This is a genomic window from Caballeronia jiangsuensis (assembly GCF_046030135.1).
GTDB classification, from domain to species: Bacteria; Pseudomonadota; Gammaproteobacteria; order Burkholderiales; family Burkholderiaceae; genus Caballeronia; species Caballeronia jiangsuensis.
The window spans coordinates 171,030-188,383 of the sequence record NZ_JAQQDB010000009.1 but is presented as its reverse complement, the minus strand read 5'-3'; the positions used below and the strand labels follow the sequence as shown (position 1 = coordinate 188,383).

The window sequence follows — 17,354 nt, the reverse complement described above, 5'->3', positions numbered from 1 at the left end:
ATACAAACTTTCATTTACAAAAACCGACAAAAAGGCACAGCTTTTGCATACCCTTGATCGCCAATTCGAGCATGCAACGACAACTGATGAGGTGATGCTGTAATGAGCAGATTGATCGTGGTATCGAATCGCGTCGCACCGATCCAGGAAGGCAAGCCCAGCGCGGGCGGCCTCGCGATCGGCGTTCTCGATGCGCTCAAGGAGACTGGGGGCGTGTGGTTCGGATGGAGCGGCGAGATCGTCGGCGAGGCGGGCGCTCCGGTCGTTGAGAAAGGCGGCAAAGTGACCTACGCGACGGTCGGACTCACACGCCGCGATTACGACCAGTACTACCGAGGTTTCTCGAACGCCACGCTGTGGCCGACCTTTCACTATCGGAATGATCTCTCGCGCTTCGATCGCGAGGAATATGCGGGTTATATGCGCGTCAACGCCAGCCTCGCCACGAAGCTGAAGACGATGCTCAAGCCCGACGACATCATCTGGGTGCACGACTATCACATGCTCCCGTTCGCGCAGGAGCTGCGAAAGCTCGGCGTCGCGAATCCGATCGGCTTCTTTTTGCACATCCCGTTTCCGGTGCCGGAAATCATGCGCACGGTGCCGCCGCACGAGGAACTGATCGCGGCGATGTGCCAGTACGACGTCGTCGGCTTCCAGACCGACAACGACAAGCAGTCTTTCATCGATTATGTGGAGCGCACGAGCCGCGGCCATTTCAACGAAGACGACGGCATGCTGCAGGCGTTCGGCCGCATGCTGAAAGTGGGCGCGTATCCGATCGGCATCTATCCGGACGCCATCGCGAAGGCCGCCGACCAGTTCGCGAACCGCAAGCAGGTGAAAAGCCTGCGCGACAGCATGCACGGGCGCAAGCTCATCATGAGCGTCGACCGGCTCGACTATTCGAAGGGTCTCGTCGAGCGCTTTCAGGCGTTCGAGCGGCTGTTGCTGAACGCGCCGGGCTGGCATGGCCGCGTGTCGCTCGTGCAGATCGCGCCGCCGACGCGCTCGGACGTGCAGACCTATCAGCGCATCCGCCAGAATCTGGAAGGCGAGGCGGGGCGCATCAACGGGCGTTTCGCCCAGCTCGACTGGACGCCGATCCAGTATCTGAACCGCAAATACGAGCGCAATCTGCTGATGGCGCTGTTCCGTCTCTCGCAGGTCGGCTATGTGACGCCGCTGCGTGACGGCATGAATCTCGTCGCGAAGGAGTATGTCGCGTCACAGGATCCGGCCGATCCGGGCGCGCTCGTCCTGTCGCAGTTCGCGGGCGCGGCGGATCAATTGCCCGGCGCGCTCGTCGTCAATCCGTTCGATCTGTCGCAGATGTCCGAAGCACTGGAGCGCGCGCTGTCGATGCCGCTCGCCGAGCGTCAGGCGCGTCACGCGGACATGATGGCGCCGTTGCGCGAGAACAATCTTTCGGTGTGGCGCGATTCGTTCCTGTCGGACTTGCGCAGCGTCGCGACAGCGACATCGGTGACCGAAAAAACCGTCAATACGGTGAGGCAGGGCGCGACCGGCGCCAAGCGCCCGGCGGCGAAGGCCTGAGCCCGCGCCACACGTCGTCTTTCACATACAGCCCCGCGCCTCGAAAGAAGCGCGGGGTTTTTTCATGCGCCAAGCCGGGAGATCGCGGAACGGGACTTGCGGTTTCATCATCGACACGATCCCAGGAGGTCATGATGAGCGGAAGTACATTGAACCCGCCCGAAGACGACGGCGCGGAGTACGGCAAGGGGCACGGCACCGGGGCGCTCGGCCCGAGCGACTCGTCGGACAGCGGCTCGGACGTGCAGGGCGAAAAGCGCTATCCGGGCGACATCGAAGATGAACTCGACGCGCACGCGCTCGGCCAGTCCAAAGCGGAGTTGAACAGCGATACGGACCGCTTCGGCACCGGCGAGACCGCGTCGGCGGACGGCGACAACAATCTGGAAGCCGACGCCGATATCCTGCCCGACGAGATCGAGGACGAAGCCCGCGGCCTCGCCGACGAGGACGCCGACCCGGCCGACGATCGACCCTGAGACCCTGAGACCCTGATACGCAGCCGGACAACGCAACATGAACGCGGCGCGCTTCCAGCGGAAGCGCGCCGTTTTTTACACACGATTCGCAGCGCGGGGCTAACATCGTCGATTGACACTTCAAGCCGCGCTCACGCTTTCCGCCGATGGATCAGGACGTCTCCGCCACTCAATCCGCGCCTGTCGCTTCGGGCCGCACGTCGCGGTTCGGCTGGTTTTCGTGGATCGTCGATCCGATCATGCAATGGTCGCAGGATCATTGCCTGATGTTCTCGGCGTCGATCGCATTCTTTGCCGCGTTTTCGCTCGCGCCGACGCTCGTCATCGTGATCGCGGTGGCGAGCGTGTTCTTCGGCGCCGATGCCGTGCAAGGGCGGCTCTTCGACGAGATCAGCGGTGTCGTGGGCGTGGACGCGGCTCACACGCTCGAGGCGATCGTCGCGAACGCGTGGCATGCGGACATCGCGCGCAGCACGGCGATTCTGTCGCTCGCGGGCGTGCTGATCGGCGCGTCGGCGACGTTCTCGTCGTTGCATAGCGCGCTCAATGTCATCTGGCCGACGCCCGCCGTGAGCACGCGCGAGAGCATCGTCACGCTGCTGCGCGTGAGGCTGATGTCCTTCGGGCTCGTGGTCGGCTCCGGTTTGCTCGTCGCGATGTTGCTCGTGCTCGATGCGCTCGTCGAAATACTCGGCCATTGGGTGCTCGGCGACGGCAGTCCGTTCATCGTGCTGTCGGGCCTCACGCGGCGCGCGATATCGATCGGCGTGCTGATGGTCGCGTTCACCGTGCTGCTCAAGTTTCTGCCGACGACGCGCATGCGCTGGGCCGATGCCGCGCTCGGAGCGACCGCCGCCGCGCTGCTTTTCGAAGGCGGCAAGCGGCTCTTCGCGTTCTATCTCGCGCACGCGGGCACGGCGAACATGTTCGGCGCAGCGGGGTCGCTTGCGATCATCCTCATGTGGCTTTATTACTCGGCGGCGGTGTTTCTGCTCGGCGCGGAGCTTTCGGCGACGGCCGCGAGAAAGCGCACGCATCGGGCGTCGGGGTGGCGCTGACCGGAGACAAAAAAAGGCCGTCCGCGAATGGACGGCCTGTCACTTACGCTCCTGTCGCTCAGGCGCCTCGCTTGACCGGGTCGTCGCCGAGCGCTTGAGAGCGTGAAATCATCATGCCTGACGGCGCAGTTCCGCGGGCGGCACCTTCATGAGATGCCGATACTTCGCCACCGTGCGCCTGGCGACGATCACGCCCTGATCCGCGAGCATCTTCGCGAGACTCACATCGGATAGCGGATCGCGCGTGTTCTCCTTCGAAATCATTTCCTTGAGCAGCGCGCGCACCGCCGCGGCCGAGCATGTGCCACCGCTTTCCGTGCTCAATTCGCGCGGGAAGAAGTGCTTGAACTCGAAGATGCCGCGCGGCGTGGACATGTACTTGTTGCCCGTCGCGCGCGAGATGGTCGATTCGTGCAGGCCGAGCTCATCGGCGACATCACGCAGCACGAGCGGCTTCAGCGCGATCTCGCCGTAATCGAAGAACGCCTTCTGATGCGAGACGATGCATTCGGCAACGCGCTGGATCGTCGTGAAGCGCTGCTGCGCGTTGCGGATCAGCCAGCGCGCTTCCTGCAATTGCTGCGCGAGCGGCGAGCGGCTCGCGCCGGCCGATTGCGCGAAAAGCTCCGCGTACATGCGATGGATACGCGCGCGCGGCAGCACGGCCGGGTTGATCGTCACGACCCATTGCTTCTTCACCGGACGCACGATCACATCGGGCACCACGTAGTTGTCCTCGCTCTGACCGTAGTTCTCGCCCGGCTTCGGATCGAGGCGACGCACGAGCGCGCACGCGACGCGCAGTTCATCCGCGCTGCAGCCGATCTTCTTTTGCAGTTCGGCCTGTTCGCGCCGCGCAAGACGCTCCAGATGATGCCCGACGATCTCGAGCGCAACCGCGCGGCCCGGCGTGTCCTCTTCGAGCGCTTCGAGCTGCAATGTCAGACATTCGGAGAGATTGCGCGCGCCGACGCCCGGCTTGTCGAGCGACTGCACGAGCTTGAGCGCGATGTTGAGTTCGTCCTCGTGCAGCGCGGGTTCGATCTCGACGACATTCGCGAGCTCGCTCAATTCCTGGCGCAGATAGCCGTCGTCGTCGAGTGCTTCGATGATGAGTTGCGCAATCGCGCGATCGCGCTCATTCAACTGATAGAGCCGCAACGCATCGTGGAGCGTTTCGTGCAGCGACGGCTCGATGCGCACCCAGTCCGCCGGATCGGAGCCTTCGCCGTCGCCGTTGTTGCGCGACGAGCCGCGTCCGAACGGATCGGACGAGAACTCGTTCATGGAGTCGTCGCGCGATTCCGAATCGGCCCTTTGCTCGCTTTCCATGTTCGATTCGGACGCGAGCGGGGCTTCGGCGGTGTTGCTGTCCGTGGTCGACGAGGCCGATTCGCCCATCGAGCTGCCGTTATCGGCGCCGAGGGCGTTGTCGTCGGTCTGCGACTCGTCGTATTCGAGAAAGGGATTCGTGTCGAGCGCGTTGCGCAGTTCTTGCTGGAACTCCAGGGACGAGAGTTGCAGGAGACGCACGGACTGCTGCAGACGCGGCGTAAGCGCGAGGGTTTGTTTCGCGCGGAGTTCGAGTGTAGGCGGCATTGCTTGCTAATCCTCGATTGTTCTAGACGTAGTGGGCTGGTTTGCGGATCAGTAAAGCAACAGCCGTGCCATCGTTCGATAAGCTCGCGCCGCGTCTACGTTTTTTGCAGTCCGCCCGGCGTTTCCGGACTGTTCGCCGCGCGGCTTTCACGCAGTTTTTACACGCGCTCAGACAAAAGCGACGCGCGTAACGGGCGGCGTCGCGTGCGCTGCGGCGGACGATTTTGCAACCGTCGAAGATTTGTTCGCAGACGCACGAACGCCTTGCCGCGCGGCGTTTTCCACGTGTTCTCGCGGCGGCTGCTTAGCGTGTGAGGTCGATCCGGCACGCAAGTTGCGGTACGGAGTTCACGATCCGCGTGCTACGGCGCGGACGTGATCGCAGAGCCGCCTCGCGCACGGAAAAGGCGAACGGGGCGCCAGACCAAAATCGAAAAAATGGGAGTATTGCCATGAAGACGACTCAATTCCTGAAGGCAGCCGGTGGTATCGCGTGTGTCGTGTTCGCGCTCAACGTCGGCGCGCAAACCACTGCGGCGTCGTCGACGAGCGGTTCCGGCACGTCGATGGGCCAGAAGGTCGACGACAGCGCCGTCACCACGAAGGTCAAGGCCGAGTTGCTCGGCGCCAAGAACGTCAAGTCCACGCACATCCACGTGAAGACGCATTCGGGCGTGGTATCGCTGACGGGCACGGTGCCTTCGGCAGAGGACAAGACCGCCGCCGAAGAAGTCGTCTCGAACGTGTCGGGTGTTGCTTCCGTGAAGAACCATCTTAAAATTGCCGCCAAGTAATGGCATAGTTCGTATGCCCGGCTTCGCCACGGCGGGCCGCGGTTGAGTGCCAGCAGTACGGAACCCGCGCGGGGTTCGACGATTCGCCATCAGCGGCGATGAATCGGACGAAGCGCGGGTTCTCGCATGGAGGCTAGGGTTCGCGTCGCATGGCCCGATGCTTCAGTCGCACATTCACGCATGACGCTTCACGCAGTGCGCATCACCTCGCAGCACTTCGAAACTTAGAAACGAGTACGACCGTTCAGGACGGCACTCACACAGGTGGCTCACGAATGCGCAGTAGCCCGGCGTTCAGAGGCCCCGGCAAAAAAGGAGCTCTTCATGAAGACGAAAAAGATGGCATTGATCGGCGCGCTCGCGCTGGCATTCTCGACGGCGGCGTTTGCGCAGGCAGCGTCCGATGCGGCCACGGCAGGCGCGGATGCTGGCGCGCATGCGAAGAAGCAGAAGGGCACCTATCTGCATCAGCAGGACAAGGCGCACAAGCTGAAGGGCGCGTCGGCAGCGGCGGCGGCTTCAGCGCTCGGCACGAACGACAAGGGTCAGCCGCAGTAACCTGACGCTCGACAAACAAACGGCCGCATCGCGCGGCCGTTTGCGTTTATGCGGCCCGATCGTCATCGGGCCGCTTTCGCTTCATTGCTTCAAGACTTCGCGGCTGCGTACTGATCGCGCAGATCGCGGATACGATCGTGATTTTCCAGCACGCCCTGATACTGGCGTTCGACGATCGCGCGAACATCGGCAGGCAGATCCTTGTCCAGCGCCTGACGATAGTTCTTCTTCGCGGCATCCTCGCCACGCTCGCACTCGGCGAGAATCGCGTGATCGCTGTGGCCGCTCACGGCCGACTTCACATCGACCCAGCCGCGGTGCAGCGCGCCGGCCACCGATCCGCCGGTTTCGGGCTTTCCGCCCAGCCGCGCGACCACGTCCTGTAGCTCGCGCGCGCCTTCCGCGCACTTCTGCGCGCGATTCTGGAATAGCAGCTTGAGGCTTGGATCACGCGTATCCTCGGCGGCCTTGAGAAAACCCTTTTCCCCGTCCTTCGAGGTTTCGACGAGATCGTTGAGTACCGATACGACGTTCGTGCTCATATAACACCTCCCATTGGTTTCGACATTGCCACTGCGCAGCCTCCCTGCGGGATGCGGCTCGCCGATTCAATACGCACGCGGCGTGCCCGCATCGCTTGCGGAGGGGCATGCGATTTGCTGCCGACACGGCATTACAGCGCGCATCCGATTCGAGACGCGCGCAGAACACGGCAACAGGAGAACGCAGTGAAATTCTTGAACCGGCTCGCGCATCGCGAGTTTCTGATCCTTGTGGCGATTGCCGCGTCCGCGCTGACATTGCATGTGCGTCAGCACGTCGTCGAAGAGCAACCCGCGCAGGCATCGCACGCGGACTATGGGCGTATCTGCGAAGCGCCCGCCGCAAGCGAAAGCAAGGCGCGTTTGCTGCCCGCCGAATGCCGTCTGCGCGCGAATCTGCCGGCGAATCGAACGCACACGCCCTGGGTCTGACACGCAAGAAAAACAAACGCCCGCGAGAAGCGGGCGTCGTCATTGGGCACAGCGAGAAATCAGGCGCGCGTGTGCGCGAACTCACCCACCGGATGCGGCGGCTGCAGCGGATCGAAATCGCTCCAGCGACCTTGTTTCCATCGTCCCGAAGCACGCTCGATATCGATACCGCCCGCCTCACGCAGCGCCGCGGCCGCCTGATCCTGCGATTCCGGCGATACATGCACCGCGACGAGCACGCCCGCATGTCGCGCGGGCTCCTCGGCGTGCGCGGCGTCCTTCGGCTTCTTCGTATGCGACATCGCGCCGACGAGCGATCCCACATACGCGCCGACGCCCGCCGCGATCACCGAGACGAGCAGCGGCGCATGAAACACCGCGAAGATCGCCGCACCCACCACCGCACCGGCGACCGCGCCGATCGTCACGCCCTTGCCGGCGCCTTTGGGGGCCGCGCTCGCGCCCGCATCGGTGCCGACATCGCCGCCGACGGGATAACGCGCATGCTGGCCGCTCGGATTGACGAAGAAGAGCGTCACGTCTTCTTCCACGAAGCCTTGCGCGAAGAGCTTCTGGGCTGCCGATTCGGCCGCGCGAAAGGTCTGAAATCGGCCCGCAATGATCAGTGACATGTTCCCTCCTTGTTGGCTTGGGTGATTGGATGCGTCGCGCTGCGTGAGCGGCTCAGTCCGGCTCCATGCCGGCGACGCGGAACAATCCGCTTCTCAGCACGGCGGGCTGGCCGCCGTTGTCGTCGAGCACTTCGGCGCACACTGCGCGAATGCGCGCCGTGCCGCGCGCGTATGCATCGAGCAGATCTTCCTCGCGAGCCGACTTCGCGCCGAAATGATCTTCGAGCGCTTCGGCGGTGATCGAACATACGACCGGCTCACCGTCGATGAGCGCGGCAAAGTGAATGGCGAGATCGTCGCCGTCGAAAACGGGGGCTTCGTCTGCAAACGTGATGTGCATGGTCGAGTCCTCATAGGCGGGACGGGAAGCGGAACGGGGAGCGGCCGCGCGTCCGGCGACATACGCGACGCTCATGACGCCGCCTTCGCTTTCGCGAGCTGCTGCGCCATCTCGTAGTGATGGCTGATGACCGGCAACGCCTTGGCTGCCGCCGCCTTCAGCGCGGTGTCGTTACCGCTTTCGCTCTCCTTCCTGAAGAGCGCGACGGCCTTCTGATGTCCGTCCATGGCTACCTTTTCAATATAGGCCTTGTCGAACTCCGCGCCCTGAAGATTTTGCAGACTGCCGATCAGCGATGAATCCGCTGCGGCCGGCGCGGTGATGCCGTGACGTTTCGCGAGCACGTCCAGATTGCGCGCGAGTTTCGTGTGATCGACGATCATTCGCTGTGCGAATTCCCGTACCTGCCGGTCGCTCGCGTGCGTGAGCGCGAGCTTGCTCGCGGCAAGCTCGGTCGCGCCCGCCTGACCCGCATCCTGAAGAAACTGCTGATCGATCGGCGAGAGCTTCTCGCTTTGCGCCTGCGCGACTGGCGCAGACACTGAAATTGCGGCCAGTGACAACGTAAGTGAGATCAATAGTCTCGACATCGGCGTAGCTCCGGTGCGATGGATCAGGCGCGCGCCTTTCCCAGCGCTTCGATCAGCGCCTTGTTGAATGCGGGCAGATCGTCGGGCTTGCGGCTCGTGATGAGATTTCCGTCGATCTGCACTTCCTGATCGACCCACGTGCCGCCCGCGTTGCGAACATCGTCCTGAAGGCTCGGCCAGCTTGTCATCGTGCGGCCCGCGACGATGCCCGCCGAAATCGGCAGCCAGCCGCCGTGGCAGATCACGGCGATTGGCTTCTTCGCCTGATCGGTTTCCTTCACGAAGCTTTGCGCTTTCGCATCGAGACGGATCGCGTCGCTGTTCACGACGCCGCCGGGCAACACGAGTGCGTCGTAGTCGGCGGCGTTGGCGGCGTCGAAAGTGACATCGACGTTCACTTTGTCAGCCTTGTCGACATGTTTGAAACCCTGGATCTGGCCGGGCTTCTGCGACACGACATCCACCTGCGCGCCGGCTTCCTTGAGCGCGCGTTGCGGCTCGACGAGTTCGGCCTGCTCGAAGCCGTCGACGGCGAGAATCGCGACCTTGCAACCGTTGAGGGAATTGCCCATGAACACACTCCTACATTGCTGTTTTCGATGATTCCGCGTGGGCGGAATCCATTTTCGAAGTTTCAGCAAAGGCTGTGCCCAGCGAACGGCGGGGATCGGGAGAGAAGAGGGCGAATCAGGCGGGCTCGATGCTGCGCTTGCCGGTGAGACGCAGCACGCTGACGACGGCGGCGGCCGCCGCGAACGCCGCCGCGACGGCAATCGCGATCACCGGACCCTGCTTCGGCGCGACGCCGAAGATCAGCGCGACGAGCGCCGCGCCCAGCGTCTGCCCCGTGAGGCGCGCGGTGCCGAGCATCCCGCTCGCGCCGCCGCTGCGATGACGCGGCGCGGCGGCGAGCATCTGTCGATTGTTGGGCGACTGGAAGAGGCCGAAGCCGAGCCCGCAGACGGCCATGCGCCACGCGATATCGAACGCGGACGGATGCCCGCCGACGCTCGCGAGCAGCACCAGCCCGACAGTCAGGATCGCGAGCCCGATGCCGCCAAGCAGCCCCGCGGGATAACGATCCGCGAGTACGCCCGCGAGCGGCGCGACGAACACGATGACGAGCGGCCACGGCGTCATCAGAAAACCCGTCTCGACCTGACTCATGCCGAAATTGTTCTGCAGCAGGAACGGCAGCGAAACGAACGCGAGCATCTGCGCGCAGAACGAACACACCGACGCGCCGACCGACAGTGCGAACACCGGAATGCGCATCAGATCGACGGGCAGAAGCGGCGCGCTTTGCGTCAGTTGCCGCTTGACGAAGAAATAGCCGATGACCGCCGTCACGATGATCTCGCCGATCACATACGGACGATGCTCGCCGTGCCCGAAGCCATCGACCGCTACGATCGCGAGGCCGAAGAACAGCGCGTTCATGATCGCGCTGATGTAGTCGTACGGCTGCCGATGTCCCGGCGTGCGCGGCATCGACTTCCAGCCGATCGCGAAGGCCACGACGCCGATCGGCACGTTGATCGCGAAGAGCCACGGCCAGGTCGCGACGGAGAGCACGCCCGAGGCGACCGTCGGCCCGATCACCGACGAGATGGCGACGACCGTCGCATTGATGGACACGCCGCGCCCAAGCTGATCGTGCGGATAGATGATGCGCACGAGCGCCGTGTTCACGCTCATGATCCCCGCCGCGCCGAAGCCCTGCACGACGCGCGCGATGGTGAGCGCGACGAGCGAGCCGGACAGCGCGCACGCGAACGACGACACCGTGAAGAGCGCGAGCCCCGCCATATACACGCGCCGGTAGCCGATGCGGTCGCCGAGCGAGGCGAGCGGCAGGAGCGAGATGGTGATCGTGAGCTGATAGGCGTTGACGACCCAGATGGAGTCGGCGGGAGAAGCGTTCAGATTGCGCGCGATGGTCGGCAGCGCGACATTGGCGATGGCGCCGTCGAGCACCGCGAGCGTGATGCCGAGCGCGACGACGGCAATGGCCCAGTATCGCTGGGGCAGCGGCAGACCTTGGTCGGAATCCATCGATGGGCGGGCAGTGGCGAGCGGCGCATTGTAAGACGCGCCGTTTTCAAATGGCTTGTACGCCGGCGCGGCCGCACGGGTCCGCGCCACGTCCTGATGCTTACTTCAGCTCGTAGAGGCCGGTGTAGGTCGCCGAATCGATCTCGTTGAGGTGAGTCATGAAGCGCGCCACCGCGTTGGTCACGTTCCCGTCGAGCGGCAGGCTTTCCGCGGACAGCGCATGGATGCGGAAGATATAGCGATGCGGCTTGTCGCCACGCGGCGGCGCCGCGCCGCCGAAACCGACCGTGCCGTAGTCGTTGCGAAGCTGTAGCGCGCCTTGCGGCAGCAGACTGCCGTCGGCCTTGCCGGCATTGCGCGGCAGCGAGCGCGCATCGGCCGGAATGTTGACGACGATCCAGTGCCAGAAGCCGCTGCCGGTGGGCGCGTCGGGATCGTAGACGGTGAGCGCGAGACTGCGCGTATCGGCGGGCGGATCTTCCCATTGCAGCGCCGGGGAAATGTTCTCGCCCGAGCCGCCGAAGGCTTGCTGGTCGAATTCCTGGGCATGCGTCATGAAGCCGTTCGCCGGAAATTCGTCGGACCAGATGCGGAAATCAGCCATGAGAGTCGTGCCTCCTTCTTATAGCGATGTGGATGGATGCGGCACAGCGCATCGGACCGCGCGATGTCGCGCGCACATCCGAGCGGTGCAGCAAACGTGCCCGAGACTGCGCGGCATGGAACACGCGTGGAACGCGCGCGCGGCAAGGGCATGGCCAATCGAGTGTAGCATCCGCCCCTGATATCCGGCATGAGCGCGAACGCCACGGCGCGCATGCGCAAACGGGCGATTCGGCCCCGGAAATACGGCGCGCGCTACAATAATGAGATGAATTCAGGCATCAACCAGGGACCATTTTGAGCCGGCGCGAGCCGAAAGGATGACCATGCCAAACGACCCGCGCCGCGCTGCCGGTCAATTCACGCCGGCGAGCGTGCCGGAGGACGATGCCGACATGTTCGACCTCGCGCCCGTGTCGCTCTGGCTCGAGGATTTCAGCGCCGTACGCGAGCAGTTCGAGCGCTGGCGCGCGGCGGGCGTCGCGGACCTGCGCGCGTTTCTCGCCGAGAATCCCGAGCGCATCGCCGAATGCTCGTCGCGCATTCGCGTCGTGAAGGTCAATCAGCGCACGCTCTCGCTCTTCAAAGCAAGCGATGTCGATGATCTCGTGCAGAACCTCGATCGCGTGTTCCGCGACGACATGCTCACCACGCACATCGACGAACTGGAGCAGTTATGGTCCGGCAAGTCGCGCTTCGTGAGCCAGACGGTCAACTACACGCTCGACGGCAAGCGCCTCGACGTGCTGCTCAAGGCGGTCGTTCTGCCGGGCCACGAGGACACGTGGACGCGCGTGCTCGTCACCATCGAGGACATCACCGAACTCGAAGCGATGCGCCGCACGGCCGCCGCGAGCGAGCTCTACGCGCGCGGGCTCTTCGAGCATTCGCCCGTGTCGCTGTGGGTGGAAGACTTCAGTTCCGTGAAGTCGCTGCTGGACGATGTGCGCGAGCGCGGCATCGTCGACTTTCGCACGTTCACCAATGTTCATCCGGAGTTCGTCGAGCGCTCCATGCAGGAGATTCACGTGCTCGACGTGAATCAGCACACGCTGCGCATGTTCGCCGCGCCGACCAAGGCGACGCTGCTCGCGCGCCTGCCCGACGTGTTCCGCGACGACATGCAGCAGCACTTCCAGGAACAGTTGATCGATCTGTGGGACGGCAAGCTCTTCCATCAGCGCGAGGTGCTCAACTATTCACTCGAAGGCAACGAGGTGCACGTGCATCTGCAGTTCTCGGTGTTTCCGGGACATGAGGCGCGCTGGGATCTCGTGCTCGTCGCGCTGACGGACATCACCGCGCGCAAGAAGGCCGAAGCGTATCTGGAATTCCTCGGCAAGCACGACGTGCTCACGAAGCTCAAGAACCGCTCGTTCTATATCGACGAAATCAATCGGCTCGAACGCAAGGGCCCGTTCCCGGTGACGGCGATCGCGGTCGATGTGAATGGGCTGAAGGGCGTCAACGACCAGCTCGGCCACGCCGCCGGCGACGCGCTGTTGCGCCGCGCGGGCGAAGTGCTCGCCAAGGCGGTGGAGAAGCCGTTCCAGGCGGCGCGCATCGGCGGCGACGAGTTCATGATTCTTCTGCCGGGCACCGATGAGCGCGGCGGCGACGCGGTGATCGAGAGCATTCGCCAGTTGCTCGAAGTGAACAACCAGTTCTATTCGGGCAATCCGCTTTCTTTCGCGATGGGCGCGGCCACCGCGCACGAGGGCGAGCGGCTCGAACCGATGCTGCAACGCGCCGACGCCGCCATGTACGCGGAAAAACGCGCGCACTACGACGGCAAGAACGCGTGACTACTGCTGCGTGACTTCGTCGATGCCGCGATTGAGCGCCGGGCACGCCTCGCCGATCTGCTTCTGATACTCCGACGGATTGCTCGTCTTGAGCTTTTCGAAGCGATCGACGGTCGGTTGCGCCTGCGCGAGACCGAGCTTCCATTCGCCATCGAAATCGGGTGCGTCGGGGTAGCTCGTATGGACGACGTCCTTGAAGCGCGCGACCTTCGCGGCATCGATATGACAGACATCCGCCGCGCCGCGCGCGATGTTCGCGCTCGTCATCACGCCTTCCGCGGCCATCAGTTGTTTCGACGACGGATGGCCTGGCGGCATCGCGGTCTGCGCCGTCGCGCAGAGACACCAGGTGGCCAGAATGGCGGGGGCCAGAAAGAGCGAACGCTTGATGCGCATATGATTTTCGGTTTGTCTGCGGGGTGAAAAAATTATAGGTGAAGCCCTCCGTATTGAGCGCCTGTTATGGCGAGGATGCGTCTAAAGCGCGTGCTAGAATCGATTTTCAATGCCGTTCTCAGACAGAAAAATGAAAAAAGGAAGCAAGGCCGCGACTGCTGCGCCCTCGTCGACTACGGAGCAAGGGCGGCGCAAGTACGACCCTGAGGAGACCAAGCGGAACATTCTCGACATCGCCACGCAGGAGTTTTCGGCGATGGGCCTCGCGGGCGCGCGCGTCGACGCCATCGCGGAGCGCACCAACACCACGAAGCGCATGCTGTACTACTACTTCGGCAGCAAGGAAGGCTTGTACGAAGCGGTATTGGAGCAGGTCTACGGCGATATCCGCGCGCTCGAACAGGAATTGCAGCTCGCGGAAATGGAGCCGGAGGAAGCGCTGCGCGAATTCGTCGGCTTCACGTTCGACTATCACGACAAGCATCGCGATTTCGTGCGCCTCGTGACCATCGAAAACATCCACGGCGCGAAGTACATCGAACAATCGAAGACCTTCAAGGCGCGCAATTCGACAGTCGTTAAGACCATCGAGGATCTCATCGCACGCGGCGTCGAGGCGGGCAAGTTTCGCGACGACGTCGATCCGATCGACCTGCATCTGATGATCAGCTCGTTCTGCTTTCACCGCGTGGCGAACCGTCATACGTGGGGCGCGGCGTTCGGGCGCGATCCGTCGGGCACGCGTTCGCGGGCGCGTCATCGCGAGATGATCGTCGATGCGGTGTCGCGCTACATGCGGCGCGACGGCTGAGCTTTTCCTCGCGCGCATGCCAAAACGGCGGCACTCTCGCGAGGCCGCCGTTTTTTCATGGCTATCGGGGTTTCAACCTTCCAGCAAGGTCTGGAAATGCGCGAACATGCGCTCGGCATCCGGCTCGCGGCCGGTGAAGATGCGCAGCGCATCGACCGCCTGGCACACCGCCATGCCGCCGCCGCTCACCGTGCGGCAGCCGAGCGCCTTCGCCGCTTTCAGCAGCTCGGTTTCGAGCGGGAAATAGACGATCTCCGCGACCCACAATTCCTTGTGCAGATACTCCGCCAGCAGCGGCAGGCCGGGCAGCTTCGCCATGCCCGTCGGCGTCGCGTGGATGAGGCCGCTGGCGCTGGCGAGCGTTTCGCGCAGGTCGCCGCCGCTCTTCACGACGCGATCCGGGAAACGCGCCGCGAGTTCGGCGGCGAGCGAGGCGGCGCGTGCCGCGTCGGAATCGAACAGCGTGAGCTCGCGCGTGCCCATCGACAGGGCGGCATGGGCGACCGCCGCGCCCGCGCCGCCCGCGCCGAGCTGCACCACGCGTTCGAGCGGTGCGCCGGGCAGGCCGCGCTGGAACGCGCGCGCGAAGCCCGAGCCGTCCGTGTTGTAGCCGATGCGCTTGCCGTCCTTCAGCACCACCGTGTTCACGGCGCCGAGCGCGCGGGCGTCGGGGTCGAGCTCATCGAGCAACGGGATCACGCTTTGCTTGCAGGGATACGTGATGTTCAGCCCGTCGTAGCCCATGCGCTCGGCAGCGACGAGCAGATCGGGCAGGGCGGACGGCTCCAGCGCGAGCGCCTGAAGGTCGATGCGCCGATACACATAGCTGAGCCCGAGATTGCCGCCCTCCTTTTCGTGCATGGCGGGTGTGAGCGAGCCGGCGATGCCGGAACCGATCAGGCCGATGAGATACGAAGTCTTGTTGATCATGCGAGCGCGCTCCGGCATGGATGAGCACTGCATGCTGCAGTGCGAGATTGATTAGGCCGCAGTGTGAACGCACGCGCGAAGCTTGTCGGTTCGTGTTTTCACTAATTTGTACGGTCTAGTTAGTTTGTTATTATCTCGCAAACTGACATGGATTGCGCGCGTCCGTCATGCGGACGGCCTACACTGGAAGGCACCGCTTTCGATCCATCCCGCGTTCAATGAATTGCAACGAGGAGGCAGCGATGCTGCGTTCAATCCGGACTTCCATCGCAACGGTATCCATCAGCGGCACGCTTCCCGAGAAGTTGCGGGCCATCAAGGCGGCCGGTTTCGATGGCGTCGAGATCTTCGAGAACGATCTGCTGTATTTCGACGGCACGCCCGCCGACGTGCGCCGCATGTGCGCCGATCTCGGCCTCGAGATCTACCTGTTTCAGCCGTTCCGCGATTTCGACGGCGTGAGCCCCGAGCGGCTCGCGAAAAACGTCGAGCGCGCTAAGCGCAAGTTCGAACTGATGCACGAACTCGGCACGGACCGCATTCTCGTGTGCAGCAACGTGTCGCCCGATACGATCCGCGACGACGCGCTGCTCGTCGATCAGCTCGGCGTGCTCGCGAAGATCGCCGCGGACGCCGGCGTGATCGTCGCGTACGAAGCGCTCGCGTGGGGCCGCTACGTGAACTCGTACAAGCACGCGTGGAAGCTCGTCGACGCGGTGAATCATCCGAATCTCGGCCTCGCGCTCGATACGTTCCACACGCTGTCGATCCGCGATTCGGTGGAAGAGATCGCGTCGATTCCGGGCGATCGCATCGCGTTCGTGCAGATCGCCGATGCGCCCGTGCTCGCGATGGACGTTCTCGAATGGAGCCGTCACTATCGCTGCTTTCCGGGGCAGGGCGCGTTCGATGTCGCGGGCTTCACGGCGCGCGTGCTCGAAGCGGGCTACAAGGGTCCGCTGTCGCTCGAAATCTTCAACGATGGCTTTCGTGCCGCGCCGACCGCGATCACCGCGGCGGATGGCTATCGATCGCTGCGTTTTCTCGAAGAGCAGACGCGCAAACTGATGTTCTCGACGGGCAAGGACGTGCCGCCCGAACTCTTCAATCCGCCCGCGCCGCCGGAGCACATCGGCTTTCAGTTCCTCGAATTCGCCGTCGACGACTCCACGCGCGAGCAGCTTTCGCAATGGCTCGGCCGGCTCGGCTTCAGGCTCGCGGGCAAGCATCGTTCGAAGGATGTCGCGTTGTATCGGCACGGCGCGGGGTCGATCGTGCTCAACGCCGAAGCCGATTCGTTCGCGAGCGCGTTCTTTCAGAAGCATGGCTTGTCGCTGTGCGCATCGGCGTTTCACGTCGATGATGCGAAGCAGGCGTTCGAGCGCGCCGCCGCGTACGGCTCGGCGCCGTTCTCGGGGCAAGTCGGCCCGAACGAGCGCGTGGTGCCGGGCGTGCAGTCGCCGGACGGCAGCCTCGACTATTTCGTCGATGAATCGCCCGGCGGCCCGACGCTGTGGGAGTCCGACTTCATTCTGACGGACATCGACGGACCGTACGAAGTGGGCCCGCTTTCGCGCATCGATCACGTGTGCCTGTCGCTGCCCGCCGACGCGCTCGACACATGGGTGCTGTTCTTCAGAAGCGCGTTCGGCTTCGAGACCGAGGCCGCCGTGCTCGTGCCCGATCCGTACGGCCTCGTGCGCAGCCGCGCGGTGCGAAGCCGCGACGGCTCGGTGCGTATCGCGCTGAATGCGTCGGTCGATCGGTATACGGCGGTGTCGGAGTCGTTATCGACGTATCGCGGCTCGGGCCTGAACCATGTCGCGTTCAGCACGCCGGATATCTTCGATGCGATCCCGCGCCTCGAAGCCGACGGCGTCAAATTCCTGCGCATTCCGGGCAACTATTACGACGATCTCGTCGCGCGCTTCGGTCTGCCCGACGATCAGATCGACCAGATGCGCGAGCACAACATCCTCTACGACCGCGACGAGCGCGGCGGCGAGTTCTTCCACGCCTATACGGAGCAGCTCGATCAGCGCTTCTTCCTCGAAGTGATCGAGCGGCGCGGCGGCTACGACGGCTACGGCGCGGCCAACGCGGCGGTGCGGCTCGCGGCGCACGCGCAACAGCAGCAGCGCGCGCGTCAGGCGGCGTGAAGCGGGGCCACGCG

19 protein-coding genes are annotated in these 17,354 nt (G+C 63.9%); 9 read left to right on the top strand and 10 right to left on the bottom strand.

What is annotated here, in order from left to right:
• Positions 1–102 precede the first annotated feature (102 nt).
• From otsA to PQR08_RS12270, 3 genes are all read left to right on the top strand, one after another.
• Positions 103–1,557 carry an alpha,alpha-trehalose-phosphate synthase (UDP-forming) gene (gene otsA, locus PQR08_RS12280; RefSeq protein WP_250483257.1) on the top strand — a complete coding sequence of 485 codons (1,455 nt, stop codon included), beginning with the start codon at positions 103–105 and terminating at the stop codon, positions 1,555–1,557.
• Between the two features lie 131 nt (positions 1,558–1,688).
• Entirely contained in the window at positions 1,689–2,036 is a 348-nt protein-coding gene (locus PQR08_RS12275) for a chemotaxis protein (protein WP_187607172.1), read from the top strand.
• Between the two features lie 146 nt (positions 2,037–2,182).
• Positions 2,183–3,094 (top strand): YihY/virulence factor BrkB family protein, encoded by a 912-nt coding sequence (locus tag PQR08_RS12270; protein WP_238210141.1) that lies wholly within the window; start codon positions 2,183–2,185, stop codon positions 3,092–3,094.
• Between the two features lie 111 nt (positions 3,095–3,205).
• Here the strand turns inward: PQR08_RS12270 and PQR08_RS12265 are convergent, their stop codons facing one another.
• Positions 3,206–4,693: an RNA polymerase factor sigma-54 gene (locus PQR08_RS12265; protein ID WP_187607170.1), complete on the bottom strand. Its 1,488-nt coding sequence runs from the start codon at positions 4,691–4,693 to the stop codon at positions 3,206–3,208.
• Positions 4,694–5,145: 452 nt separating this feature from the next.
• Between PQR08_RS12265 and PQR08_RS12260 the strand changes: the two genes are divergently transcribed.
• Complete coding sequence (locus tag PQR08_RS12260) at positions 5,146–5,487, top strand: BON domain-containing protein (protein WP_187607169.1); 342 nt, start codon at positions 5,146–5,148, stop codon at positions 5,485–5,487.
• 324 nt (positions 5,488–5,811) lie between these two features.
• Positions 5,812–6,045, top strand: a complete 234-nt coding sequence (locus tag PQR08_RS12255; RefSeq protein ID WP_035506251.1) for a hypothetical protein — start codon at positions 5,812–5,814, stop codon at positions 6,043–6,045.
• A gap of 89 nt (positions 6,046–6,134) precedes the next feature.
• Here PQR08_RS12255 and PQR08_RS12250 read toward each other — a convergent pair whose 3' ends face one another.
• A complete protein-coding gene (locus PQR08_RS12250; protein WP_035506253.1) occupies positions 6,135–6,587 on the bottom strand; it encodes a PA2169 family four-helix-bundle protein in 453 nt (150 codons plus the stop codon).
• A 186-nt stretch (positions 6,588–6,773) separates the two neighbouring features.
• Between PQR08_RS12250 and PQR08_RS12245 the strand changes: the two genes are divergently transcribed.
• Entirely contained in the window at positions 6,774–7,019 is a 246-nt protein-coding gene (locus PQR08_RS12245; RefSeq protein WP_250483258.1) for a hypothetical protein, read from the top strand.
• A 59-nt stretch (positions 7,020–7,078) separates the two neighbouring features.
• Here PQR08_RS12245 and PQR08_RS12240 read toward each other — a convergent pair whose 3' ends face one another.
• The 6 genes from PQR08_RS12240 to PQR08_RS12215 form a co-directional block, all read right to left on the bottom strand.
• Positions 7,079–7,651, bottom strand: coding sequence for a glycine zipper domain-containing protein (locus PQR08_RS12240; RefSeq protein WP_250483259.1), 573 nt, complete (start codon positions 7,649–7,651; stop codon positions 7,079–7,081).
• 52 nt (positions 7,652–7,703) lie between these two features.
• Entirely contained in the window at positions 7,704–8,066 is a 363-nt protein-coding gene (locus PQR08_RS12235; protein WP_250483260.1) for a DUF1488 family protein, read from the bottom strand.
• Positions 8,063–8,533, bottom strand: coding sequence for a DUF4142 domain-containing protein (locus tag PQR08_RS12230; protein ID WP_250483261.1), 471 nt, complete (start codon positions 8,531–8,533; stop codon positions 8,063–8,065). Before PQR08_RS12230 ends, PQR08_RS12235 begins: the two co-directional genes overlap by 4 nt.
• Positions 8,534–8,604: 71 nt before the next feature.
• Positions 8,605–9,153: a type 1 glutamine amidotransferase domain-containing protein gene (locus PQR08_RS12225; RefSeq protein ID WP_250483262.1), complete on the bottom strand. Its 549-nt coding sequence runs from the start codon at positions 9,151–9,153 to the stop codon at positions 8,605–8,607.
• A gap of 115 nt (positions 9,154–9,268) precedes the next feature.
• Complete coding sequence (locus tag PQR08_RS12220) at positions 9,269–10,636, bottom strand: MFS transporter (RefSeq protein WP_250483263.1); 1,368 nt, start codon at positions 10,634–10,636, stop codon at positions 9,269–9,271.
• A 100-nt stretch (positions 10,637–10,736) separates the two neighbouring features.
• Positions 10,737–11,240 carry a YbhB/YbcL family Raf kinase inhibitor-like protein gene (locus tag PQR08_RS12215; protein WP_238210150.1) on the bottom strand — a complete coding sequence of 168 codons (504 nt, stop codon included), beginning with the start codon at positions 11,238–11,240 and terminating at the stop codon, positions 10,737–10,739.
• Between the two features lie 325 nt (positions 11,241–11,565).
• On the opposite strand from PQR08_RS12215, the gene PQR08_RS12210 reads away from it, so the two are divergent.
• A complete protein-coding gene (locus PQR08_RS12210; protein ID WP_250483264.1) occupies positions 11,566–13,044 on the top strand; it encodes a sensor domain-containing diguanylate cyclase in 1,479 nt (492 codons plus the stop codon).
• Here PQR08_RS12210 and PQR08_RS12205 read toward each other — a convergent pair whose 3' ends face one another.
• Entirely contained in the window at positions 13,045–13,440 is a 396-nt protein-coding gene (locus PQR08_RS12205) for a hypothetical protein (RefSeq protein WP_238210153.1), read from the bottom strand.
• 109 nt (positions 13,441–13,549) lie between these two features.
• Between PQR08_RS12205 and PQR08_RS12200 the strand changes: the two genes are divergently transcribed.
• Positions 13,550–14,251 (top strand): TetR/AcrR family transcriptional regulator, encoded by a 702-nt coding sequence (locus PQR08_RS12200; RefSeq protein WP_375336538.1) that lies wholly within the window; start codon positions 13,550–13,552, stop codon positions 14,249–14,251.
• Positions 14,252–14,323: 72 nt separating this feature from the next.
• Here the strand turns inward: PQR08_RS12200 and PQR08_RS12195 are convergent, their stop codons facing one another.
• Entirely contained in the window at positions 14,324–15,181 is an 858-nt protein-coding gene (locus PQR08_RS12195) for a shikimate dehydrogenase (protein ID WP_250483265.1), read from the bottom strand.
• A 254-nt stretch (positions 15,182–15,435) separates the two neighbouring features.
• Here PQR08_RS12195 and PQR08_RS12190 point away from each other — a divergent pair, with 254 nt between their 5' ends.
• Complete coding sequence (locus PQR08_RS12190) at positions 15,436–17,340, top strand: bifunctional sugar phosphate isomerase/epimerase/4-hydroxyphenylpyruvate dioxygenase family protein (RefSeq protein ID WP_250483401.1); 1,905 nt, start codon at positions 15,436–15,438, stop codon at positions 17,338–17,340.
• Positions 17,341–17,354 lie beyond the last annotated feature (14 nt).

What these genes read in the sequence shown, in the direction of transcription:
- otsA (WP_250483257.1), top strand. Translation starts at nt 103, where the DNA reads ATGAGCAGATTGATCGTGGTATCGAATCGCGTCGCACCGATCCAGGAA.
- PQR08_RS12275 (WP_187607172.1), top strand. Translation starts at nt 1,689, where the DNA reads ATGATGAGCGGAAGTACATTGAACCCGCCCGAAGACGACGGCGCGGAG.
- PQR08_RS12270 (WP_238210141.1), top strand. Translation starts at nt 2,183, where the DNA reads ATGGATCAGGACGTCTCCGCCACTCAATCCGCGCCTGTCGCTTCGGGC.
- PQR08_RS12265 (WP_187607170.1), bottom strand. Translation starts at nt 4,693, where the DNA reads ATGCCGCCTACACTCGAACTCCGCGCGAAACAAACCCTCGCGCTTACG.
- PQR08_RS12260 (WP_187607169.1), top strand. Translation starts at nt 5,146, where the DNA reads ATGAAGACGACTCAATTCCTGAAGGCAGCCGGTGGTATCGCGTGTGTC.
- PQR08_RS12255 (WP_035506251.1), top strand. Translation starts at nt 5,812, where the DNA reads ATGAAGACGAAAAAGATGGCATTGATCGGCGCGCTCGCGCTGGCATTC.
- PQR08_RS12250 (WP_035506253.1), bottom strand. Translation starts at nt 6,587, where the DNA reads ATGAGCACGAACGTCGTATCGGTACTCAACGATCTCGTCGAAACCTCG.
- PQR08_RS12240 (WP_250483259.1), bottom strand. Translation starts at nt 7,651, where the DNA reads ATGTCACTGATCATTGCGGGCCGATTTCAGACCTTTCGCGCGGCCGAA.
- PQR08_RS12235 (WP_250483260.1), bottom strand. Translation starts at nt 8,066, where the DNA reads ATGAGCGTCGCGTATGTCGCCGGACGCGCGGCCGCTCCCCGTTCCGCT.
- PQR08_RS12225 (WP_250483262.1), bottom strand. Translation starts at nt 9,153, where the DNA reads ATGGGCAATTCCCTCAACGGTTGCAAGGTCGCGATTCTCGCCGTCGAC.
- PQR08_RS12220 (WP_250483263.1), bottom strand. Translation starts at nt 10,636, where the DNA reads ATGGATTCCGACCAAGGTCTGCCGCTGCCCCAGCGATACTGGGCCATT.
- PQR08_RS12215 (WP_238210150.1), bottom strand. Translation starts at nt 11,240, where the DNA reads ATGGCTGATTTCCGCATCTGGTCCGACGAATTTCCGGCGAACGGCTTC.
- PQR08_RS12210 (WP_250483264.1), top strand. Translation starts at nt 11,566, where the DNA reads ATGCCAAACGACCCGCGCCGCGCTGCCGGTCAATTCACGCCGGCGAGC.
- PQR08_RS12205 (WP_238210153.1), bottom strand. Translation starts at nt 13,440, where the DNA reads ATGCGCATCAAGCGTTCGCTCTTTCTGGCCCCCGCCATTCTGGCCACC.
- PQR08_RS12200 (WP_375336538.1), top strand. Translation starts at nt 13,550, where the DNA reads ATGCCGTTCTCAGACAGAAAAATGAAAAAAGGAAGCAAGGCCGCGACT.
- PQR08_RS12195 (WP_250483265.1), bottom strand. Translation starts at nt 15,181, where the DNA reads ATGATCAACAAGACTTCGTATCTCATCGGCCTGATCGGTTCCGGCATC.